Consider the following 26,284-nt stretch of genomic DNA (forward strand, 5'->3'; position numbering starts at 1 on the left):
CCACGATGAGTTACGGATACGGCGGCGAGCGGTACGAGGCCGACCCGGCCCGGCTGATCGCCATGATGGATGAGATCCGCGCCATCGCCAAGCAGGCGAGGGAGCTCCCGGGCGGATTCACCTCGGCCCTGCAACCCACGCGGCGGTGGTACGGGATCGACGACGAAGTCGCCGAGGGGTACGGCCCCCAGTACGAGAAGACCGTCGAGGGTGTCAGCGACACCTTCTTCGCCATCTCCGACGCCGTCATCGGCGTGGTCGAGGGCCGCCTCCAGGAACTCCAGGAGGTCCGGGGGGCGGAGTCCTTCGCCCTGGACAGCGTGGACGAACTGCGGCAGGCCGTGAACTCCGTGGGCGGGGACGGCACCCAAGGCGGCGGCGGAAAACATTGAGCGGTGCCGACCGGGGAGGCTCCGTCCCCGAGGACTCCATCGAATTTCCCGATGACGTCCGCAAGATGCTGTTCGCCCTGGGCCTCGAGCCGCCGCAGGCGTCCTCGGACATGGCCTATGGCAGCAGCATGCCGTTCGACGAGTACGCGCAGGCGCTGCTCGACCTGCGCGATCGCATCATGGACTCGGTCAACCGGGTCGACGGCGCGCTGCCGACGCAGGTGGCCGACGTCTACAAACAGGCGATGGCGATGCTCACCGGCGCCGGTGGCCAGGACGCCATGGGGGAGTTCGCCGACAACCTGAGGGAGATCAGCAAGGGGCAGGTCGGGCACTCCAGAAACATCATGGAGAGCAAGTGGGAGGTCATTGCCGAGATCATCCAACTGATCATCGAGCTGGCCTTCATCGCCGCCATGGCGTTCTTCACCGGAGGGCTGTCCTTCGGCGACGCCGTCCTGGCGAGGACCAGAAGCCGTCTGGCGGTGCTGATCATCCTGGACCGGCTGCTGCGGATGACCCATCTGGCGCCCACGTTCAGCGAGGCACTTCAGGAGGCCTTCACGACCTTCGCGGTACGGATGGCGATGCTGGGCCTGAACAAGGGAGATCGCCGCCCCGACGGGATCGACTGGGGCAACATCGGCAAGTCCGCCGCCTTCGGCGCCCTGGCCGGGTTCTTCATCAGCGGCCTCTCTTCGGTACTCGGGCCCCTCTTCAAGAACATCTTCAACAACTTCGGCGACAACAAGTGGGGGCACTTCGGCGCGGAGCTGTTCAACAGCTTCGGAAGCGAGGGCGTCGGAGAGGCGTTCGCCGAGTTCCTGATCAACGGCCTCTTCGAAGGCAACTGGAAGTTCGACCCCATGACCATCGTGAGCGGTGGTCTCGGCGGCGCCTCCGACCACATCATCGGCAGCGGACTCGGCTACATCGGCAAGGGCCTGAACACCAAGTTCATCGGCGGCAATCTCTTCAGCATCATGCTGTTCAACGACCGTCCGGGGCCCAACTCCGTCCTGGGCGGGGGCGGTGGTGGCACCGGCTCCGGCGGGCCGGCCACCGTCGACACGGTCACCAACAACACCCCGACGCCGCCCCCGACTCCGACGCCGCCCCCGATCACGACGCCGCCCCTCACACCCGTGCACACGACGGTCATCCCTCCGGCCGTCCACAACAACGACGCCGACATCCCGGCGGGCGAAGTACCGGACCTCTACCCGGAGTTCGGTCCGGAGAACGACCCGTACTCCGACAGCGACACGGACTCGATTCTGAGTTCGGCCTCGAACTCGACCTCGAACTCGGACGCGTACTCGGACGCGTACTCGGACATCACCGACTGGGACGCCTACGAGGACACCGACCCCGGTACCGCCCCGGGCGCCGTGCCGCTGACCATTCCCAAGGCCGGGGCTCCCGACCCGCTGCCGCTGTCGTCGAACACCCCGCGGCGGGACACCACAGCCGACAGCAACCCGCTCCCGGATCCCGCGTCCGTCGGCCCCACCGCGTCCGCGCCCCCGGGCACACCGTCCGCCACGCCCACCCCGACCCCCTCGACGACGCCGTACACCTCGCCACGCGGCCGCGACACGGACCTGTACGGAGACGGGTTCGACGCGACCCCCGACGACACGCCGGACACGACCCCCGCCCCGGACACCACCACCCAGCACAGCGACAACAACCCCGCGGCCGCTGACCCCGTCCGGGATCCGGTACGCCCCGAGCAGTGGCGCGGGCGGCAGCAGGGGTCCCCGACCGAGATACACACCGAGATCCGGCCCGCCGCCGACGACCAGACGCAGGACCAGGACCAGGACCAGAGCCAGGAACAGGGCCACGGCGGCCCCGTGACCCAGCCCGCCCCGGACCCGACGGTCGTCCGCACCACGGTCCAGCGCGTCCAGGCCGACGACGGCCGCTGGGTGCGCAACCTGACCCTGGACCTTCCGGTGCGGTTCGGCGACGGGTTCTCCGCCGACCGGCTCCAGGAGTTCCAGGAGCGGATGCGCGGACTGCTGGACACCGAGGTCAACCACGGCCTGCCACTGCCGCGCTCCGGCGATCAGCTGCACATCGACCTGAACCTCGTCCACGACCCCGGCAACGCCGAGGCCATCGAGCTGACCGAGACGGCCAACCCCGCCCCGTCCGATCAGCTCCATGTCCGGATGTCCCCCGACGACCCGTCACTCGGCGGACCCGAGCGCGTCCGGCGCCAGCTCCGCAACGACGGGACCGCGCTGCACCAGGTGCTGCGCTACGCCGGCCTCGACGTGGATCCGGACGCGCTGCCAGGCCCCGCCGTACGCCCTGACCACCTCCAGACCGTCGAGGACCTGACCGACACCGGCCCGGCCGTGGCCGACCAGGCGCCGCCACCCACCCCCTCCGTGGCCGACCACACCCAGCCCACCCCGCCCGTGGCCATCGCCACGACGTCCACGACGCCCACCAGCGCCCTCACCGAGGCCGACGGCCCCGTCGGCCTCGCCGAGACCGTCGACACCGACCCGGCCCCCGTGCCCGAGCCGACGGTCCTGGCCACGGCCTCCTCGTCGCCGGTCGACCCCGCGCCGCGCAAGCCGGTGATGGCGGAGCCCGTCGCCGATCCGGTGCGCCCCGAGCAGTGGCGCCCCCGGCGGGAGGGGGCGCCCTCGGCGCCCCTGTGGACCGAGCGCTACGACCCGGCCGCCGACCCGCTGGCCGAGGGCCCGGGCCGCGGGCCGCGGACGCTGGGCGGGCGCGACACCGTCATCCGTGCGTGGATCCGGCGCGTCCAGGCCGACGACGGCCGCTGGGTGCGCAACCTGACGCTGAATCTGCCCGTGCGGTTCGGCGAGGGGTTCCCCGCCGACCGGCTCTCCGGCTTCGAGGGCCGGATGCGCGAACTGCTGGACACCCACATCAACCACGGGCTGACGCTGCCGCGCTCGGGCGACCAGCTCCACATCGACGTGAACCTCGTCCACGCGCCCGACCACCCGGAGGCCATCGAGCTCAGCTCGACCGCCGACCCCACCGAGTTCGACCAGTTCTCTTTCCGGCTTTACTCCGACGACCCGTCGCTCGGGCCGGCGGAGAACGCGGCGCGCCGCCGCAAGAACGACGCCCGGTCGCTGCACGAGCTGATGCACTTCGCCGGTCTGGGGGACCGGTCGCTGGACCCCTCCTCGCTCTTCCGCCGGATCGAGAACGGCTCGGTCGACAGCGTCGGGATCATGGCCGATGCGAACACGCTGCCCGACCGCGCCGTGCCGGCGCACTACCTGCGGACCATCGAGGACGCCGCCGACTCCGGTCCCGTCGTGCGCGACCATCCGAGCTCGGCCCGGCCCCTGCCGACCACCACCTCCGGCGACCCCGCCGATCTGCTGCCGCCCGCCGATCTGCGACCGGCGCATCCGCCGTCCCAGGCGAACATCGGCTTCAACGCGGCGCCCAAGGACGTCGAGGACCTCAAGGAGCTGTGGGACCGGGCGGTCGAGAGCCAGGGCCCCGGCAGCGGGCCCCTCACCATCACGGTGGACGGCGCCAGCGTGACCGCGCCGCAGCTGATGACCGCGGTCCTGGAGCGGCTCGGCGCCACCGACCGGGCGGGCGATTTCACCGTGCCCAAGCCCAAGGCCAAGCTCACGGCGGGGGCCACCCACAAGGTGCTGCTCTCCTTCAACGCCGACGGCCACCGTGGCACCGTCAGCCGGGACATCCGCATCGAGTCGGCGCAGTCGGCCACCGAAGCCGCGCCCGGGCCGGCCGGTCCGCCCCGTCCCCCGTACGACCCGGCGACCACGCCGGAGGCCAACGCGCGGGCGCTCGCGGTGGGCCGTGACGTGGCCGCGCTCATCAACGGGCTGATCCCGGGCGACGGGCGGACGCGTGACGTCCAGGGGCCCCTCGTGCTCACCGGCGGCGCCCACGCCAATCTGCGCTTCGGCAGCCCGCGCCCCCTCGCGGGCCTGGACTTCCGGCTCGCCACCCCGGATGTGCGGCGGCACGAGGACCTGATCAACCGGGCCCTGGCCGAGCACTTCCCGAGCCCGCCCGGCGCCCCGCCCAACGCCCTGCGGCAGGACGGGCGCGACCCCCGCGCGCTCAGCGGACAGATCAACGGCGTCGACATCACCATCGGCCCGAGCACCGACCCGTACCGCGACACGGACGAGGCCGACGGCATCGCCGTCCCGTCCCTCGTGGACTCCCTGGTCGACACGGCGTACGCGCTGGCCGCGCGGCCGGACCGGCACAAGCGCGGCTCGGACCTGTTCGACCTGCTGTGGGCGCTGGGCCGGAACCCGGGCCTGGACGCGGCGCTCGCCGACGAGCTGGTGCGGCGGCGGGGCGCGGAGTACGCCGCCCAGCGGCCGGCCCAGGCGAAGGCGGATGTGACGAGCCAGTTCATCGACGTGCTGAACGGGCTGATGGGGACCAGGGCCGCGCGCGATTCCCTGGAGGTCCAGTGGCGCGAGTTCGGCGCCACCCCGGAGGACGTCCACCGGCTGCACACCACCCTCACCGACCTCGCCGACAGCTTCCGGGCCGGGTCCGGCCCGCACCGCGCCCTGGTCCTGACGGCGGGCAACTTCACCGGCGACATGTTCGGCCTGGCCACCGCCCTCTCGCTCAACCCGAAGCTGCACGTCGGCGTGGTGACCGGACCGCGCACCCGCGACCAGGTCGGGCCGTTCCTCCGGAAGACCCTCACCGCCCCGGTGCACACCCGCCACGCCCGGGCGATGGCCGAACTCGAGGCGAACACCCGGCTGTCGCCGAGCGAGCGCGCACAGGAGCGGGACCGGCTCACCGCCCGGCGCGACGCCGAACTGCGCGCACAGGAGGACCGGCTTCACACCCTCCACACCGACGACCCGCACCAGCTGTACACACAGACCGCCAACGGCTACGAGGCCCTGCCCTACGACGCGATGAGCCCACCCGTGCCGGCGGGGCTGCGCAGCACCCGGTTCCAGAAGCCGACGAAGTACGCCACGAGCGAGGTGGCGCAGGTATGGGACGGCCAGGGGCGCTCGAGGGCGACGATCCGTGGCGCCTGGGGCCTGGACAACCCCCACACCGAGCGGGTGCGGCGCTTCCTCGCGGCCCGCGGAGTGCCGGAGGGCGGCCCGCATGTGGTGCTGTGGTCGCGGCTGGGCAGCCGTCAGGAGGGCGACGCGCACCCCCAGCACGACAGCGGCACGACCGGGCTGCGGCAGATCATCGACCATCTGCCACCCGGCACGAATGTGATCATCGCGGGCGACAGCGCGCAGAGCGGCGCGCTGAAGCGGCTCGCCGACGGCTATGACAACGTCCACGACCTCACGGAGTTCTGGAAGACGGACGACTGGCGGCAGGCGTTCCCCGACGAGACGCGCGAGGTCCAGTTCCAGGTCTTCGACCACCTCTCCCAGGCCTCCGGCGGCAACCTGAAGCACCTTGGTTTCCGCAGCGGCAACCTGGAGGGCTACGCCCTGATCGGGCATCAGGTGCGCTACCTGGAGGAGACCGGGAACCGCCAGGCCAAGCGCATGAAGGCCTGGCACGACCCGAAGATCGGCTATCAGCGGATCACCGTCAACAAGGTGCCGACCCTCGCCGGGCAGTGGGTGGTCAAGAACGCCGAGGTGACCGGCAACGAGGCACCCGTGCCGTGGTGGTCCGACCTCGACAGCGCGAACACGGGGTCCCGCGCGCGGCTGAAGACCGAGTCGCTCGCCGCCTTCGGCATCCAGAACACCCCGGCCCAGCGCGGCTTCGCCCCCCTGGACCTGGAGGCCATCGGCTCGTATCTCGGCTTCTCCGCCCAGGGCTCGCAGGGAGCGCTCGACGCGCGCCCCCTGCCGCCGCCTCCCGGCACCTCGGCCCCGTCCCCGGCCGCCGACCCGACCGGGCAGCGGCCGCGGGCGCGGCGGCCCGCCCCGTCCCCGGTCTCCCCGGACCGCGTGGCGGACCTCGCCGCCCGGCTGCCGGGCATGCCGTCGGCGGAGCGCGCGAGGGAGCTGGCGCTGCTGTCGTCGGCCGACCGCGAGAAACTGGCGTCGGACCCGGCGCTGATCGACGCGCTGGAGGCCGGGCTGCCCGCGCCGGAGTTCGCCGCGACGGCCGCGCGGCTGCTGATCCAGGTGCCGAAGGGGGTGAACCAGCCCGACGCGGCACGGCGCGAGGTGCTCGGCCGGCTCACGCCGATGCTGAGCAACCGCAAGGTGGCGGCCACCCTGCTGAGGGCCCGTGCGCGGGTCGTGGTGGTGCCCAAGGACGAGGCGATGACCTCGCTCGCCCCGTTCCGCCATCTGCGGGGCAAGCCGGTCGGCCCGGACGGGCGGGTCTGGGACACCGTGCGCGGCAAGGGCGGCCGCACGACAGCGGTGACGGAGGAGAACCTTCTCGGCAAAGAGAGCACCATCGGCGACGAGCACATCTACGCCAAGGGGTACTCCACCACCACGCACGAGTTCGCGCACGCCATCCATCAGCACGGGCTCTCCGACAAGGACCGCAAGCGCATCCGGGACGCCTTCTACGCCAAGCGCAACCGGGAGCGGCGGTCGCAGCTGCCGGGCTCCAAGGTCCCCCCGCCGCAGTGGCCGGACGGAGTGGCCAGGGACCTGGCGGGGCAGCCGGTGCTGAACTACTCCGCCCGGGACGAGTACGAGTTCTTCGCCCAGCTGACCAACGCCTACCTCGGGACCAACGAGGGCACCGACCCGTACACCGGGCAGCGCCGCAACAACGGGGCCCAGTGGGTACGGGAGTACGAGCGGGGACGGCCCAAGCGGGAGCGGCTGTTGCCCCTGCTGGAGCGGCTGTACGGCACGAGCCGTCCCGAGGCCGAGAACAACCTGTACGAGGGGTTCCGCGGGCTGTGGGACCAGGCCGAGAACACCCACCGGCCCCAGCCGCACGTCCCCGCGCCCGCGCCCGACCCCGCGCCCACCGTTCCGGCCACCGTGTACACCCTCGGGGCCGACGGGCAGACGCCCCCTCCGCCGCAGACCACCGCCCAGGACCAGCAGGAGCGGAACGGAGACCAGGACGGAGACCGGGACGGAGACGGTACCGAGACCGGTACGGACACGGCGGAGACGACGCCGCCCAAGGATCCGCTGAGCATCGAGCACCACCTCGACCGCCGCCGCCCGCCCCGCCTCGACCGCGGGCTGCCGCCCGCCCCGCTGGAGCGCGAAGGCGCCCGGTTCACCGACGGCAGCCGGATGCCCGCCCCCCTCGACGGCATCCGGCAGCTGATGGCCGATCTGCCCGAGGAGGTGCTGGCGCGGTCGGCCGCCTTCGGCACCAAGGACTTCACCCTGCGCGGCACCGACCAGGCGCTGAAGGAGCTCGATCGCGAGCTGCGGGCCAGGCCGGGCGCCCGGCCCCGCAAGCCCCGCTCCGGCGCCCCGCGCGACACCGGCCTGCTCGCCGAGGTGGCGACGGCGCTCCGCGAGGACCTGAGCGGACTCAGCGGCGACGGGCGCGAGTTCACCTACACCGACGAGCAGGGCCGGGTCCGGGTGCTGCACCTCGCGGTGCGCCACTACGGCGGCTGGGAGCGTTTCGCCGACACCTCCGACGGACCGCGGAAGATCGAGTCGACGGCGCGGACCCAGCGCACCACGGGACGCACCCCCACCCAGAGCACCAGCTACGCCCTCAACCCGTTCGTCCCGCTGTGGCCGCTGACCAAGCCGCTGGACGTCTTCGGCCGGGTCGGCCTGCGCTTCGCCCGCACGCACGCCGTCGGCTACACCCTCACCTCCCAGGCCACCAGCCAGTCCAAGACGAGCAGCACCGACACCTCGCACCGCTACCTCGACGACGCCTACTACGAGTTCACCGTCACCGATGAGCAGGGCCGGCCCGTGACGGAGGACGGCGGCCGGACCCCGGCGACGTTCGGCTTCGGGATGCGCGGCGGGCTGTCCCTGCGGCTCTCGGACAGCGCGGTGACCGAGTCCAAGCCGGGCCGCATCCCGCGCCTGATCGGCTACCAGGGCCGGCCGCACCACCGGCTCGTCACCACCGAGGACTTCGGCCCCCTCATCCATGTCAGGGACTGGGCCGCCGGGCAGATCGGGGCCCGCCCCGGCTCCTCGGCCCACCGCGAGCTGGACGCGTTCATCTCGTCCCGCAACTTCCAGCGGATGTCCCGGGTCCTCGGCACCGGCCGGATGACCACCGCCCCGCTGTTCGCCGACGACAAGCTCCGCACGCCACTGGGCGTCTTCACGGTGCAGGTCCTGCCACGCCGCGCCATCCTCGTCGACGAGACGACCGCCTCCGCCCTCAAGGACGTCACCGCGCTCACGCTCACCAACGAGCGCAACCTCTCCATCGCCACCGGCCAGGAGATCAACGGCTCGGTGGGACCGGCCTTCAACTGGCTCGGCCTCAACGGGGACCAGCTGAATCTGCGCTTCCTGCTCGGCTTCGCCGCCCGGTACGGCCACCGGTCCACCCGCGCCATGAACACCGGCGGTTCCGGCGCGGTCAAGACCGAGGGCGAGGCCAAGAACACCCCCGTCGGCCTCTATCTCGTCGAGAAGGCCGTCGTGGTGCGGCGCGCCGGCCGCGACCGCAGCGGGGGCACCACCCCGGGGCCCGAGCACACGGCCCGGGTGTTCGTCACCTGGAGCCTGGACCGGATGCCCCGCTCCGAGGCGCGCCGGCTGGCGGGCTGGGACGACGGGACACGGCTGCGCATGCGCAGCGGCGCGCCCGAGCCGTACGCCCCCGCGTATCTGACCCCCGACCGGCCGCCCACGCTGGGGGTGGCCAGGGTCGAGGAGTTCACGGCCGACGACGCCACCGCCGACGACGCCACCGACACCACCTGGCTCGACAGTTTCGCGGACACCATCCTGCGGGAGGCCGCCCGCGCCTACCCGGACCTGGTCGCGCCGCTCGACGAGCTCGACCCGGACAACCCCCGCTGGCGCGACGCCGACCACTTCCAGACGGCGCTCGCCAACACCCTGGAGATCCTCACCACCCTCTCGTACCACACCATGGCCGGCAGCCTGGAGACGCTGACCACCAGCGGCGTCCGGATCCCGCTGCGCGAGTCCCTGCGCTTCAAGCGCGGCTATCGCTATCTGTGGCTGGACGGCGAGCTGACCGGCCGCCGCTACGAGGGCACCCAGACCGGGCTGAAGATCAAGCACTCCGCGCCCGGCGGCGAGAAGCTGGACAGCGACCACGGGGTGGTCCACGACCTGGAAGCAGGCATCGAGGGCAACGGGACCCTGCGTACCACGGCCGCCACCGCGCTCGGCCTCGCCAAGCACTCAGGCAGCCTGTTCCTCGGGCTGAGCGGGGGCCGCGGCCGCGGCCAGAACAGCGTGTTCGGGCCCAGCACCGCCGTCGAGCGGGCGGTGGCGAGCACCCGCCCGCCGCATCTGTACAGCTACCGACTCAGCGTCACCGCCAGCCGCGGCGGCTACTGGCGGCTGCCCGGCCTGCTGCGCGGCTTCGCCTCCGCCGGGCTGCTGGGCACCCAGCCCTTCGTCTTCCGCGAGAAGCCGTCCGATGTGATCGGCACCGCCACCGACGGCACCCCCGTGGGCGGCGGCCCGCTCACCGGGCGGGTGCTGCTCAGCATCCTCGACGAACACACCTCCGCCACCGACCCGCACGCGGCGGGCACGGCCAACCCCTACCGCGACTTCGAGGACGGCATCGACAGCACCCCGCTGGACGACGCACAGGCCCTGGCGCTCGCGAAGGCCGACCACACCGCGCTCGACGCCGCGGCCCGCCGCGCCCAGCAGCCGTTCGCGGGCCACGCCCAGCTCACCATCGCGGTCCTCGGCCAGCCCGCCCTCATCCGGGCCGTGGAGGAGTCGCTGCGGGGCGCCTCGGGCGGGTCGTGGCATCTGACCCAGCAGGGCGCGCCCGCCCATGACGCGGCGGTGCGCCCGTTCCAGGCCCCGTATCTGACGGCCAACGCCGACCAAAGCCTCAGCCCGTCGGGCTGGCGGATCACCGGGCTGTGGGCCAAGGGCCCGTATCTCAACCGCGGCGGCGTCCTCGCCCACCGGATGACCGTGGCGGGGCTGACGCTGCTGTCCGAGCCGGCCCCGATGGCCGCCGCCCTGAAGATCACCGGCGGTACGCAGTCGGGCGGCAAGAACACCGTCACCTACAGCTTCCTCTTCGGCGGGCGGCTCTCCGCCTTCCAGCCGCACGGCGGCGAGCGCGGCGCGGCCGGGTTCTACTCGCTGAACATCAGCCCCTGGTCGTACGGCCGGACCAAGGGCGACACCATCAGCCGGTCCGTCACCAACGAGGTCTCCCGGCAGGACAACACCCACCAGGTGCTGGTGTCCGGCAACGCCGAGCACGAGATCGCGGTGGCCTCCAGCGCGCTCGGCACCACGACCGGCGCGGGCAGCCGGCTGGTGCCGCGCGGCCTCGCCGCCGCCTCGGGACGGCTGCTGGCCGTCCCCGGCGGCTGGATCGGGCTGCTCCCCGAGTACAGCGCCGTGGAGCTCCGGCTGATCGACGACGGCTGGGGCGCGGTGCCGCACTACGACGCGCAGACCTGGTCGCCGCAGGCGTGGCTGGCGGGCAACGCGCTGAGCGGCTATCCGCTGGGCGAACTCAACGCGGCCGCGGTGCTGGACGCCTTCGACCGCGCGCTGCGCGGTCTGTCGCTCGACGAGACCGGCCGCAACGCCCTGCTGCGCCTCGCCTCCAGCCGGCTGCTGCGGGCGCTGCGCGGCGACATGGAGGGCACCGGCTCCACGGTGCCCGCCAGGACCGGGCGCTGGGGCTGGGACGGGATGCGCATCGGCGGCCGCCAGGTGCGGCTGCGGGTGCAACTGATCGCCGGTGCCCCGCGGTTCCGCCGGCTCGGGCACGGCATCGACTGGGAGGACAACCTCGCGGCCACCGAGTCCACCGGCTCCAGCCTGAGCCGCACCCGCGGGCCGGACTTCGGCCTTTCGGTCGGCGAGAACGCGTACACCCACAACCCCGACGCCGCCACTGCGGGCCCCGGCTACAGCGAGACCGGCTCCAGCCGCAAGACCCTCACCGCCAGCCACTCCTCCAGCCCGATGACGACCTGGACGGTGGCCACCAGCGAGCCCTACGCCGAGTACGACACCCCCTATCGGCTGCGGATCGTCCTGGAGGTCGAGGACGCCCCCGACCCCGCCCCGCCGACGGCCGCCGACAGCCGCGTCAGACACCTGACCCACCGGGCGCGGCAGGCGTCCCGCTACGTCCGGGGCAAGCGCCGCGTCGTGGAGGAGGGGGACGTCGGCACGCTGCGCAAGCAGACCCCGCTCAGCCTGATGAGCCCGGACCCGGCCGGCCCGCGGACGGCCCCGGCCGCCGTCGACCCCCTCGGGCCGCCCACCCTTCCCGCCCCCTCCGACCCGCGGCCGGCGGCGCCCCCGTCGCTGCGCGGGGACGGCGACTGGCGGCGCGTCACCTTCCTCGACGGCACGCAGGGCGTGTTCGAGATGCCCGCCCAGGGGTTCCAGGTCCGCGGGGTCATCGGCTTCGAGCAGGTCCGGGCGGGGAGCTATCTCGCCCTCGCCAAGGCGTACGACATCGGCTTCAAGACGGACGGCGACGACGTCCTCGTACGGGCCAAGGACACCGGCCTGACCGGGCTCGGCACCGGCTCGGCTCACACCCTGGACGAGGGCACCGGCAACATCGTGCTCGCAGCCCACTACCCGCTCACCCTCGAGCCGGTCGGCTACCAGGTGCCGGGGCTCACCGAGGACAGCCTGGTCGGCGGCGCGGACGGTCAGCTCGCGCTGTACTCCAAGCCGCACTTCGGCGGCGCACAGCTGCTGACGGTGGCCCCCGGCACCAACCTCCAGATCGCCCGGCGCCACGTCACCGCCGACGGGGTGGCCGCCTCGGGGTCGGAGGGCCAGACCTCGGCCGTCGACGCCGCCGTCTCCGCCTCGATGGGAAGCGCCGGCTCGACCAGGCCGGGCGCCGCGGCCACCGGCCCCAACGCATCGCAGGGCGAAGGCGCGGGATACAACCGCGATTTCATGGCGGAGATCTCCGTCAACGACGGCGAGGACCGGGCCTTCCTCTTCGCCGTCCCCACCACCTGGCTCAGCAGCGCCACCGTCCACCGGCACATCAGGGACAGTGCCATCGGGCGGATGGTGGCCTCCCCGTTCCACAAGCTCAGGCCGGGCCACTTCGGCTCCGCCGGACGGCAGGCGTTCGAGACCGACGCCGCCGTCATCGCCTGGGTACGGGAGGACGTGGCCCGCCAGCTCGGCCTGATCGACGACACCAACTTCCCCGCGGAGGCCGGGAAGGCGTGGGACGCCGTCCAGGAGGCGGCCAAGGCGTGGACCGAGGCCGACGAGAAGTACTGGGAGACGCGCCGCCAACAGGGCTCCGGACCACGTGACACCCTGGCCAGGGCGGAGCGTGAACTGCGAACTCTCCAGCGGCAGCTGACCGAGGCGCGGGACGCGGAGGTGGCGGCGCGGCGGCCGCTGGTGGACGCCAGGGCCGCCGCCGCGGAGGCGGACCGCGCCGCCGGCGAGCTGGTGGCGGACGCGCGACTGCGCGTCGAGCGGGAGCGCGGCGCGGCCGCGGACGCCGCGCCCGAACACGACGGCTGGGCCGAGCTCCAGCGCGAGGCGCTGACGGACGCCCTCCGCGACCTCGCCACCGCCGAGACCAGGGCGGCCGAGCTGCGGTCCGCGGCCACCGAGCGGGTGGCCGGGGCCGAGCGGACCACGGCCGCCGAGCGCGGGCGGACCGCGCGGGAGCTCGAGGCCGCGACGGCCGCGGAGCGCAGGGCCACCGACACCCGGGACGCGGCCCGGCAGGCCCTGCAAACCTGGCAGGGCACCCTCGACACACTCCAGGCGACCGCCGAGGCGCTGGCCACCGAATACCACCGGGTGCGCACCGCCGCCGACCGGCTGACCCGCTGGCACCGGCTGAACGCCACCGAGGAGGGCCGCACCCGGCTCGACGGGTTGCCCAAGCCGCCCGAGGTGACGTTCACGGACCCGTCCAAGGCCGCCGCCGCGGACACCGAGGACACCGCGGACACGGACACGCAGGACGCGCCGCGCTACACCCAGGAGGACGGCGACGAGGACCCGGCGGCGCTCATCGCCCCGGACGGCGAGCGGTTCGCCCTCCTCGATGTGCCCAGGGACGGCGACGCCTTCTTCCACGCGCTCGCCGAGGGCCTGCACCGGCTGGACCCCGGCCTGCTCGCCGACGCGAGCCTGGACCTGTCCAGCCGGGCGGCGCTGGTACGCGGCCTGCGGGAGCTGCTGGCCGCCCGGCTGGCCGACCCCGCCAACGCGGATCTGCTCGACGTCCTCGCGCCGGACACCACGGACACCTTCACCGACGACGAGATCGGCGGCGCCTGGATCGAGCTGGGCGAGGACACCGCCGAACGGCGGGAGTTCGAGGCGATCGGTGTGCTGCCCGACTCGCTGCCCGTACGCACCCGCTCCCGCCTCGCCCTGGCCGTCGCCCAGCTGCTGCGGCCGGGCGGCACGGCGGAGCGGGGCGGCTGGGACCACGCCGCCGCCGACCTGCTGCCGCTGCTCGCGGCGCGCACCTTCGGCGTCCCCGTGCGCGTGGTGACGCCGGACGGAAGCTTCCTCCAGTTCTCCCCGGACGGCTTCTCCACCGACGGGTCCGGCGCCGACGCGGACCCCGTGCAGCTGTGGCTGGGCGGCGAGGGCGATGACCGCCACTACCAGCTGATGCTGCCCGAGGAGTCCGTCGACTCGAACCCGCCACCCGGTCTGCCCGCCCCCGCACCGGCCACCGCCACCGCCCCCGCCCCCGTGGCCGCCACGGGGACCCAGCGTCCGGCGCACGCCACACCGCCCTGGACCGCTCCTCAGGACGGCCAGGACGGCCAGGGCGGCCAGGACGGGTCCCGGTTCGACGCGGCGCAGGACCACCGCACCCTCACCGGCCCCGACGGGCGGGTGTACGACCTGGTGGAGGCCGAGGGAGACGGCAACCGCTTCTACGCCGCCGTGGCGACGGCCCGGCCCCCGGCCACCGCCCGGACCACCCCGCAGGGCGGGAACACGGGACCGGGCGTACCGGGGGCGACCCCGCTGGCCGACCTGTCCACCACCCAGGTGGCGCGCCGCATCGCCACCCGCGTGGCCGCGCAGCCGCTGCCGGACGGCGCCCGGCTCGACCCGTCGGCGACGTTCCGCTGGGAGGACGTGGCGGGCCTCACGCCGGGCCTCGACGCCACCCGGCGCGCCGCCCTGCGCGGCGAGATGCGCCGCACCGGCGGCCGGATCCCCCAGGCGACCCGGGACGCCGACGGCAACGGGGAAGCGCTGCTGCGCGTCCAGTTGCACGCGGCCCGCCGCTGGGACGCCACCACCGCCGCGCTGGCCGCCGAACTGACCGCGCGGGCGCAGGGGATCACCCTCACCCTGGTGTCCGAGGACGGCACCCACCGCACCTTCGGCAACCCCGCGGCCACCCCCGAGAACACCGTCACCCTCTATCAGCGGGGCGACGAATTCCTCCTGGCCCGCCCCCGCCCCCGACCCGCGGAGGACGAGGCCGGCGACGTCGAGGACCACGTCAGCGACGCCGAGGACGAAGCGCCGGACACGGCCGGGGACACCGAGGACCGGACGCGGGACACCCAGGACATCCCCCTGCCGCCGCCGCCCGGAAGCGGCTCGGGCCGCTCCCTCATCCCCGCGAGCCCAGACGACCTCCAACGGCTGCGCTACCAGCACGAGTCCGAGGCGTACGAGCGCAGGCTCGGCGAGTACCTCTCGGAACATCCGCAGGTCGTCGAGCAGATCTCCCGGTTCGCCCGCCTCGTGTGGGAGAAGACGCCCCCGGCGCTGCGAGGCCTGCTCGGCACCTACGAGCAGGAGGTGCCCGGCGCGGTCGGCGTCGAGCCCAAGACCCTGGAAGAGGTCGTCGACGACGGCAACTTCCGCGAGCAGTCGACCCTCGTGTGGAACGCGCTGCGCCGCGGCGTTTTCCATATGCTGCTGGGCACACCGACCGACCAGCCGGCCATGATCAACGACGAGCGCCGCTGGCGCGGCACCCCGTCCGACGGCCCGTTCGACCGGCCTGCCCCGCAGGACATCCTGCCGCCGCTCAGCGCCCGCGAGCGGGCGTTCACCTCGGACGGCGCCACCTGGAAGCCGGGCGAGGAGCTGTCGGGCATCAACCACGAACCCCCGACGCGGCTGGCCGGGGACCCCCGTCAGCTGACCCTGGAGGACTCCCCGCACGCGGCCGCCCAGCGCACCGGCGGCCTGATCAAGACCGGCAGCTCCGGCACCGTTTACAGCCTGCTCGACGCCGCCGAGGACGCCAACGAGAAATGGGACGCGGGCCTGGACCTGCGCTGGTTGCGGCTGGCGTACATCGGCTCGATGCTCGCCGACCGCCACCACACGCTCCATGAGCTCCTCAGGGCGTCCGAGCTGTGGGCCCATGAGGAGGACCATCCGGACCGCCGCGGGCTGGGCTTCGACTACGACGACACCTGGACCCGCTACCACGGTCTCCCCCCGCTGCCGGAGGAGGAGCTGCGGGAACACGTCGCGGTCGGCGGGCGGTTCCCCGACGAGCGGATCCGGGAGTACTACGCGGACACCACCTCGGGGGCCCCGCCGGGCGCGGCGGCCCCGCGGCTGTCCCGGCTGCTGCCCCGGGATTCGTGGTGGCGGCTGTTCATCGACCCCAATGTGCACGCCGAAGCGTTCCGGGCGACCCCCGAGGACGTCGGCGGCCACCTCGACACCCGGACCTACCCCGGCTACCGGGCGGGCATGACCGAGGCGTACCAGCAGATCCTTGACGTCGGCGGCACCGGACGCGACTGGTCGCGCATCGACGCCGACGCGTACGAGGAGCTGCACCACATCGCCACCCGCCATCTCAAGGTGGGCGAGGGGCAGAACGTGGCGACCACGTGGTCGGGCCACGAGGGCGGCCGGATGAAGACCACGATGCGCGGCACCGGCGCCGACCGCGTCGCGGCGGACATCAAGGACGACGTGCTGCTCGGCCGCAGGCTGCTGTTCTCCCTGAACGAGTCGCGTGAGCCGGGCATGGGCAAGCCCTGGGTGGTCTTCCACCACGGGCAGCGCGGCGGACAGATCTCCATCGACTACGCCCCGGGCGAGGCCCGTCAGGTGGTCCAGGCCGCGCTGGACCGCTACTACGGCGAGGTGGCGGTCGCGGTCACGCCCGACCAGAAGCTGCGGGCCGTCGCCCGGGTGACCCGGGCCCTTCAGATCCTTCAGCCGTTCACGGACGCCAACAGCCGCGTCAACGTCCATCTGCTGATGCAGAAGTTCCTGCTGGAGCAGGGGTTCCGCCCGGCGGTGCTGATGGATTCACGCTCGCTGTTCCTCGGCGGGTTCACCGTGGACGAGATCGTGGCGGGCCTCAAGGAGGGCATGGCGCGGTTCGCCCGGCACGCCGCCCAGGCGCGCTGGGACGGGTTCAACGGGCCCCAGGGGCCGCCCGCCGAGCTGGTGGACCGGCTGGCCACGGCCCTGGGGCTCGCCGACGCCGACCCGGAGGCGCTGCGCCGCGAGGTGACCGCCACGGTGCGCACGGCCCGGGCGCTGTTCGGCGACGCGCTGCTCGGCCCCGACTCCCGCTCCGAGGTGACGGACCTGGCGCGGCTGGCGGCGGTCCGCTCGCTGAGCGGGCCGGCCATGGCGCGGTTCCCCTCCCGTACCGCCGCCGAGGCGATCACCGCGTACACCCGGGAGGTGTTCGGTCTCGACTCGGTGGACGAGGTGAGCCAGGCCCACATCGCCGCGCTGACCGACGCCGCCACCGAGGCGGCCGACCAGGGCCGGCCCCTGGACATGGACGTTCTGCGCTCCCTCGCCCGGCCACCGGCCACCGACGAGACGGCACAGGACGCGGCTCCCGACCGGTCGCGGCCGGCGTCGCCGGCCCCGGAGGGCGTCGTGGAGCCCGCCTGGGACACCCTCGTCCACATTGCCCCGGACGACGGCCGGAAGACGCTGGAGTTCCGGGTCTCGGAGCTGACCGAGGGCGCTCCGGTGCGCGAGGCCGACGATCTGGGCGAGGCGCTGCTGCCCTCGGTGGCGGGCGAGCCGCTGGGCGGGGTCCGGCTGGTGCTGCGGGCCGACGCCGGGGCGTTCGAGAGCGATCCGGCCGAGACGGTCGCCGAGTTGGCCGACAGCCTGGCCGCCCCGGTCGACCTGCTGCTTGCCGCCGCCGACGGCACCGTACGGCTGCTGCGGTTCGACGAAGGCGGCCGCCACACGGACCTCGGCCCGGTGCTGAGCGCCGCGGACCTGTCGGTGCTGCGGTCCGAGGCGGTCGCGGAGGTGCGGACCCTGCTGCGGCTGGCGCCCGACGCGCCCGTCCGCCTGGATGACAACACCGTGATGCTGGAGCATCAGGCGCTGTCCCCCGATCAGTGGCGGCGGACGCTGCGCCAGCGCGGCCAGGCCATCGGGCAGATCCTGAAGTCCGGCGACATCGCCAGACTCATCGGCGGCGCGCCCCGGGGCGACGGCTCGCGGGACGGGAGCTCCCGCGGCGAGAGCTCGCGCGGCGAGAGCTCCCGCGGCGAGAGCTCGCGCACCCCCCGTAACCGCCCGCCCATGCTGGACGTTCTCGCCGAGGACGAGGAACCGGACGAGGACGAGGCACCCACCCCCGGCCCCAGCGCCTCCCGGGGCCCGGCCGGACCGCGGCCGGGCCCGGCGCGGGCCGCCGACGAGCCGCGGCACGCCGCTTTCAAGGACTCGCTCAAGGCCCGGCCGCTGGTGACGACCGACTACGAGGTCATCGACCCCAGCGGGAACGGCGTCCTCTTCAGCCAGCCGTCCGGCGAGTCCCTGGGCGTCTGCTACCCCCTGGGCGGCGGGCCGGACCCGGACGTCGCCGCGCTGTATCTGCCGACCCAGGGGTACTACCCCTTCCGCGCCGACGCCCGCCCCCCGCTGCGCATCTCGGCGGACCGGACCCTGGCGCTGCGCAGCGACGACGACGGCGCCCAGGGCAACCCCCAGCAGGTCTACGCGACCCGCGGGGCCATCGAGCGCTCGAACGCGCAACTGGCCCTCTACGACCGCGGCGTCCGGCTGAAGGCGAGCGAGGACATGGCCATCGTCCTTCCCAAGGACGACGGCACCCGGAGCGAACCGCTGTACAAGGTGGAGCCGGAGTTCCTGACCCGCAGCGGCCGTTCGGAGGAGGAGATCTGCCGCGACTTCGCGCAGATGCTCGCCAACGGGGCTGCCGTCTCCCACATGGTGTTCGAGGACCCCGACGGCGGCGGGGTGACCACCGTGCCGGTCAACGCCCTGGACGGGTGGGAGATGACCGGCACCCACCACCTGGCCCAGGCGCTCTCCGGAGTGGCCGACGGCACGGCCGACGTGGCGCAGGTGAATCCGCGGTGGGCCGCGGACCGGGCACGCGAGGACGACCGCCCCATGGGCGGCATGGGCGGCCCGCTGCCGGGCGAGTCGTACGGCAGCGCCCAGAGCTACGAGACCGAGGACGACCCCCGGCGCGAACGGCTGGACGAGGCGCTCCGGCGGATCGGCGCCAACAAGAACGCCTGGGCGCCGGTCGGTTCCGGCTATGTGATCCAGTCGATCGGGGCCAAGGACGAGCAGGGCCGTCCGGCGCTGGACCGCAACTACGCCAAGCCCCCGGGCGCGGAGGGTGTCACCTTCGGCTACCACTTCGCGCAGGTGGTGATGGCCAGCGAGGACGGCGAGTACCAGGTCACCCTGGAGAACCACGCGCGCAGGGGCTACATGAGGTCCCTGCTGTCCGGGATGGTCGAGGAGAACCGGGCCCGTACCACCCCGGAGGGGCTGCGGCGGCTGGAGGCCGGACTCCGGCGCAGGGTCGACGAGGCGCAGGCGGACGGCACCGGCGAGCGGGAACTCGCCGGCCTGCGCGCCTATCTCCAGCTGACGGAGGCGCTGCTCGCCATCGGCCAGGCGGAGGCCGACGCCCGTACGCACCCCGACGGCACCCCCGAGCACGCCGCGGCGCTGGACCGGATGGGCCGGGCACAAACCCGCGCCCAGACCGCCATCCGGCGCGCCGCACCGCTGATCCGCAACGAGGACCAGTGGTACTTCCGCGTCTTCAGCAAGCGCCAGGGCGAGACCATTCACGAGGTGAACGCCGATCTGCTGTCGGACGGCCCCTCGGCGGAGGCCAACCCGCTCACCGCGGTGGTGGTCCACGGCCACCGGATCACCCCCAAGACGGTCGCCTTCGCCGAGGGCGAGCACGAGGTGACCGCCGAGCAGAAGAAGACCGTGATCCACGGGCTGGCCGCCGGCCTGGCGCGGGTGGGGCTGTGGAACCTCGCCCATGGCCTTCCGCTGCCCGACATCACCGTCACCGGACGCGCCAACAACCGCCGCTTCTCGCTGGGGAGCGGGGCGAAGAACACCGGTCAGATCCGGGCCGAGAACATCGCCGCGGCGCTGCGCGAAAGCCTGGCCGAACACCTGGAGCGGCTACAGAGCGGGCTGGAGGCCCCCCTGATCACCGCGGACCGGTTCCGTATCACCGAGGTGCCCGAGACGGCCCGCGGTGGCGGCGACCCCGGCAAGGGCCGCGAGGCGACCATCACGGTCGACGACCAGCGGGGTTCGGCGTCCCCCGTGACACGCACGGGCCGGCCGCGCCGGGAGTCGACGGCCGGGGACTACACCAACGCCCCGGACCGTGATGCCCCCCGATCCGGCCAGGCCCCCGCCCCGGCGTCGTCGTCGGCGGCGCCCGCGACGGCCGCTCTCCGCGACGCGCTGCCGCCGGTCCTGCCACCCCGGTCCCATGTCTCCTTCGCCGACCGCTCCTCGGCGCTCGACGCACAGCAGAGCGCCCGCGTCGACGATCTGGGCCGCCAACTGGCCGAGGTCGCACGGCGGGACGCCCTGGCCGGTCTCGCCCCGCCGAAGGTGAAGGTCACCGGGCACCGCGACGGCACCGGATCCGCACGGCCGGACGCCGGCCAGGGCAGCCGCGCCCTGGACCAGGAACGCGCGGACACCGTGGCCGACACCCTCTTCGACAGCGCGAACGCATCCCTGCGGCGGGCCCAGCGCGACGAGCCGTCGACCGCCGGGCGGATCGACGCCCGCGACATCCCCATCGAGGCCGTCGGCCAGGGACGGACGCAGGGCACGGACCGGCGGCCGCGCACCCGGACGACGGTGGAGATCGTCCGCTCCCGCTACTCGGGGGCGGTCGAGCGGCTGGACACCCTGCGGCGCACGGACCCCGACCCCGCCCTGCGCGAGGGCCCGTTCGACCCCGCCCCGCTCGTCCGCCGGATCCTGCACCTGGCCCCGGACACGCCGGTGAGCAGCGAGCAGCGGCGCGAGCTGTACCAGCTGGTGGACGAGGCCATCGCGGCCGACCGGGCGGGCAGCCTGGCCGAACTCGGCGTCCAGCATCTGGTGGAGCAAGGCGTGTTCGCCAGGGCCACCACGATCACCTCGACCGGCGGCAGGACCATGGGCCGCAACCTGACGGGACGCCCGATCGGCGCCTTCGACCGGCGGTCGTACTTCATTCAGAACCCCGACGGCTCCCTCGGCAAGCCCATCACGGGGGAGTGGTGGCGCAGGCCCGGGGCCAGATCCCCCTATGTCGTGGTGGCCGAGGGCGGCCACGACCACATCATGGTCTCGCCGCCGGGCTCCGCTCCCGTGCGGGTGACGCTGGAGGAGTTCGCCGCACTGCTGGCCAGGGACCCGGAGCTGCTCGGTCTCGACCCCGGCGTTCCGGTGCTGCTGGCCGTGCCGGGCGCGGGCGACCGGGGCCTCCTGCTGCCCCGCACCGGGGCCTTCCGGACCGCCAGGACGGTCTGGGCGCACAGCGGCGAGGTGACCGTACGCTCCGGCCGGATCGTGGTGATCGACCGAGGGAAGGGCGGACCGCCGGTCGGCGGGTGGATCGGCAGCGAGCCGGACGACCTGGGCGAGGAGGACCTCGCCGCGGGGGAGGGCTTCGTCCGCACGACCGACGGACACCTCATCCCGGACAGCGCCGTCAAGCACACGACCATGGTGGCCGACGGGCGCCCCTACGGCCGCGCGAGCTTCAACGACGCGGACACGCGGCTACGGGAGGGCACCTTCGAGATCCTCCCCGACACCGACGAGTACGTCGTCCTCGACCCCGTCACCAGGCAGCCGGTGGGCCCGCCGGAGAAGGTGCCGTGGGCCGGCCGGAACGCGCACTTCGTGAGCACGCACGCGATGCCCAACCGGTTCAAGCTCACGGACGACCGCGACCGGTCCTGGAGCGTGGACGGGGACGAGATGGGGGGCTTCCTGGAGCGGCGCCCGAGCATCCGGCGGCTGCGCCCCGAGGACGTGGTCGTCACCATGAGCTGCTGGATCGACGCGCGCGCCGACGGCTACCCCGAGGTCGGCAACCTCAGCCGCGACACCGCCGCCGCCGACCCGCTGGAGACCGTCTCGGCCATGCAGCGGGTGGCGAACAGGACCCGGCGCACCCACTTCAGCGCCGATCGCACCTCCGGATTCCGCGCCTCCCAGGGGCGGCACTCGATCGTCACCGACCCGCAGCTCCGGCCGCGCCGCTGGCTCGAGACCCGGCCCGAGCCGTACGGCGCCGAACTGGACGAGCTCGCCCGGATCGCGGGCCTGCACAGCGGGGAGGGGCGCGCCCCGTCCGAGGTCAGGAAGGTGACCCTGCGGCTGGTCCGGGCGCTGCGCATCACCTTCGACGTCACCGTGGAGAACGACAAGGACGACCCGGCGGGCGAGTACCGGCGGCTGCTGCGCGGCATCGGCGCGGTGGAGCGGATGCGCCGGCGCGGTGCCGACGGGAAGTTCCGGATGGAGCTGCTGAGGCGCGCCGCCCTGGGCCATGCCGGGGTGCCGCCCCGCGCCGGCGGCCGGCCCGCCGAGCCGACGCCGGAGCAGGTCAAGGCGCTGCTCCTGGCCGCGCCGTCCGCGCCGCGCGGCACAAAGCTGAGCGAGTTCGTGTCCATGCCGTCGGTGGAAGGGGGCGTGGATCTGCTGCGGAGGGTGGTCCGCGGAGACCGGCTGAGCCTGAACGAGCGCATGGCGGAGGTCCTCCGCCTGAACTCCCCGGACCAGGTGACCGACGCGGACCGGGAACGGGTGCTGTGGGCGGTGATCGAAGCCCATGAAGTGCTCTCCGACACCCCCGATGTGCAGGCGCTGGCGGCCAAGGTCCTGCACCTCGGCGACGCGGCCGGGCCGCTCGACCGGGAGCGCCACGCGGAACTGGTGTGGCTGATCGCGGCCGCGTCGGCCGCGGGCCGTGATGTCCACAACCCCACCGCCCTCGCCGCCTACCACCTTCAGCTGAACGACGCGCTCTCCGACGACACGCTGATCCGCACCCCCGGCAGCGAGGCGAGGGGCCGCGACTGGACCGGCCGGCGCTCCACCAAGCCGCTCGAGGTGGCGTACTACCTGGAGTCCCCGGACGGCACACTCGAAGGGGCCTTCGAGGCCCGCACCCCGCGGTACACGCCGTGGAACGTCGACGGCACCTCCGATGTGCCCAGGGCGCGGCTCCCGTTCTTCGTCCTGGCCGACGGCGGCGACGGCCATATCGACATGCCCTGGCCGGACGGCTCACGCCGCCGGGTGCCGCACGACGAGATCGCCGAACTGCTCGTCCACGACCCGTGGCTGACCGTCAGGCCCCCGGACGCCGAGGTCGCGGTGATCAAGTCCCACGCCGGCAGCGGGAGCCGCAGCCTGCCCAAGTCCCTCAACAGCCGGGCGGCCACCGCGCGTACCACCGTCTCGTCCCGCGGCCCGGTCACCGTGCACGACGATCCCCTGACGGGTACCCGCGTCATGGTGGTGACGGCGGCCCCCGGGCAGAAGCACCACTGGCAGCGCGGCCGTCCCGCGGCCCCGGCGCCCGGTGCCGCGCGCACCGCGACGACCTCGGAAACGGACACGTTCAACGCGGACGACCCGTCCCGGGACCGCCGCGGGGAGCCGGCGTCACGCGGCGGCGCCGGGCCGCGCGGCGGCCTGCCCCGGGCGGAGGGTTCGCGCCCCGCGCGGAGCCGGCCGCCCGTGCTGGACGCGCGCATCATCGCCGCGGCCGAACCGGGGCCGCAGCGCGCCCTGCGGCGGGTGAGAGGGCGCATCGGTGGCGAGACCCGGCCCGCCGCGCCCCAGGAGCCGCGCCGGCCCGGGCCGCTGGTGACGCGCGACTACGAGGTCATCGACACCAGCGGCGACGGTGGCGGTGTGCTGTTCCGGCAGCCGGACAACCCCGTCCTGAGCGTCGCCCATCCCCTCGGACGGTCGGCCTCCCGGAGGGCCGCGCTCTACCTGCCCAGCCAGGGCTACACCGAGACCCCGACGGACGAACGCCCCACCCTGCGTTTCTCGGGGGACCGGACACTCGCCGTCCAGAGCGGTGAGAACGGGGAACTGGGCTTCAACCAGGAGGTCTACGCCACCAGGAAGGCCATCGAGCGGGCGAACGCGCGCATGGCGGAGGCGGGAAACCACGTCCGGCTGACGGCCCATGAGGACGTGGCCATCGTCCTGCCCACCGCGGACGGCAGCCGCGGTGAGCCCCTGTTCAAGGTGGAGCCGGAGTTCCTGACCCGCAGCGGCCGTTCGGAAGAAGAGATCTGCCGCGACTTCGCGAGGATGCTGGCCGGCGGGGTGCCCGCGTCCCACATGGTGTTCACCGACCCCGACGGCGGCGCTCCGGTCACCGTGCCCGTCAACGCCTCCGACGGCTGGGAGGTCACCGGCACCCACCATCTGGCGCGCGCACTGGCCGAGGTGGCCGACGGCCTGGAGGACCTGGAGCAGGTGGATCCGCGCTGGGCGGCGGCGCGGACGCGCGAGGACGACCGCCCCATGGGCGGCGTGGACGGCCCGCTGCCCGGCGAGGCCTACGGGAGCGCGCAGAGCCTCGAGGAGCCGGACAACCCGCGCCGTGAGCGGCTGGACACGGCGGTGAAACGGATCGGCGCCAACCGGGGCGCCTGGGCGCCGGTCGGCTCCGGCTATGTGATCCAGTCGATCGGCGCGGTCGACGATCAGGGCCGTCCCGTACTGAACCGCAACTACGCCAAGCCCCGGGCCGGGGAGGGCGTCCCGTTCGGATACCACTTCGCGCAGGTGGTGCTGGCCAGCGAGGACGGCGCCGACCAGATCACCCTGGAGAACCACTCACGCAAGCTCTATATGAAGTCCCTGCTGTCCTGGATGGTCGAGGAGAACCAGGACCGCTCCACCCCCGAGGACTGGTGGCGGCTTGAGACCGGACTCCGCCAGCGGATCGAGGAGGCCGAGCGGGACGGGACGAGCGCCCGGGAACTGGACCGGCTGCGCGGCTATCTGAAGGTCACGGAGGCGCTGCTCGCCGTCGACCGGGCGACTGCTGACCGGGACGAGCACGTCCGGGGCACCCCGGAACACGCCGCGGCACAGGGCGAGCTGGACCGGGCCCTGGGCCGGGCCCAGGCCGCGATCAAGCGCGCCGCCGCGCTCGTCCGGAGCGAGGACATGTGGTACTTCCGCATGTTCAGCGGGCGTCAGGGCGAGAGCATGCACGAGGTCAACGCCGATCTGCTGTCGGACGGCCCCTCCGCCGAGGTCAACCCCCTCACGGCGGTGGTGGTCCACGGCCACCGGATCACCCCGAAGACCCTCACCGTCGAAAGCCCGCGACAGGCGACGGCCGACCAGAGCCGCTTCGTCATCAACGACCTGGCCGCCACCCTGGCCCGGGTGGGGATGTGGAACCACGCCCACGGACTCCCGCTCCCCGACATCACCATCACCGCGCGGGACAACGTCCGCGACTCCAGGGCGGGGCGGGCGAAGGACAGCGGCCCGTGGCGGGCCGAGGCGGTGGCCACGGCGCTGCGGGAGAGGCTGGCCGAGCACCTGGCCCGGCTCCAGAGCGGGCAGGGGAGACCACGCGTCACGGCGGATCGGTTCCACATCACGCCGGTGTCCAGAACCGCGCGCCCCGGCGGCGACATCAGCCGGACCCATCAGGTGGCCGTCACCGTCGACGATCACCGGGGTTCGGCGCCGATGACGCTGCCCGTCGGGCTGCGTGGCGGGACGAGGGATGCCGGCGTGGAGCCGGTGGCACAGGGCCGGCCGGTCGGTCATGAGCTGACCGTCGGGGGCCCGCGGTACGGCGGCGGTGTGCGCGAGGTGCCGCCGCCGGCCGCGCCGGAGGGGAAGGGCAAGTCGGCGGAGCAGTGGCGGAAGTTCGAGCGCCCCTCTCCGAACCAGTCCACGCCATGGGGCTACGAGGTCAGCGACACGGGGGACATCCGGCTTCCCGACGGCGAGGTGCTTCCGTCGGAGGGGTGGCAGCGGTTCGGCGACGACTTCGTCCATCCGGCGGCGGGGGTGCTGCTGCGGGGAGACAGCGGCTGGATCGGCGGGGTGGCCAATATCGACACGCTGTGGGACGTGCTGGAGCTGCTGGATCCCGCGATGGCGCCCTACCGGGTGGTGGTGGACGCGTCCGGGATCCATCTGACACCGGTCGCTCCGGCCAACGAGGGGGCCAAGGCGGTCCTGTTGCCGTGGGAGTCCCCCGCCGAGGACAGCGCCGCCGACGAGGTGTCCGGGAAGGCGCTCCCGCCGCTGGACAAGAGCCGCACCGTGCCGGTGAAACTGCTGGAGGAGATGGGGGTGACCCTCTCGACCTCCCAGTACGCCCAGGCGGCGCTCCTCGTCGACATGCTGCCGCTCGCGGATGTCGAGCTCACCCCGGCCCAGCAACTGCTGCTGCTGACAGCGGACCCGTCCTACGCGGCCGACGGTCCGGGAGGCGACAGGGCCTGATACGCCGGTGGCCCCGGCGGAAACCGCCGGGGCCACGGG

Annotated in this window: 2 protein-coding genes; both read left to right on the forward strand. The window is 73.8% G+C overall.

Annotated features, from left to right (window positions below):
• Positions 1–5: 5 nt before the first annotated feature.
• Positions 6–392, forward strand: a complete 387-nt coding sequence (locus ABTY62_RS27830; RefSeq protein WP_352132141.1) for a hypothetical protein — start codon at positions 6–8, stop codon at positions 390–392.
• Entirely contained in the window at positions 389–26,245 is a 25,857-nt protein-coding gene (locus ABTY62_RS27835) for a lonely Cys domain-containing protein (protein ID WP_352132142.1), read from the forward strand. Before ABTY62_RS27830 ends, ABTY62_RS27835 begins: the two co-directional genes overlap by 4 nt.
• Positions 26,246–26,284: the final 39 nt, after the last annotated feature.

This window comes from Streptomyces sp. NPDC097640, assembly GCF_040302705.1.
Lineage (GTDB): Bacteria > Actinomycetota > Actinomycetes > Streptomycetales > Streptomycetaceae > Streptomyces.

What these genes read in the sequence shown, in the direction of transcription:
- ABTY62_RS27830 (WP_352132141.1), top strand. Translation starts at nt 6, where the DNA reads ATGAGTTACGGATACGGCGGCGAGCGGTACGAGGCCGACCCGGCCCGG.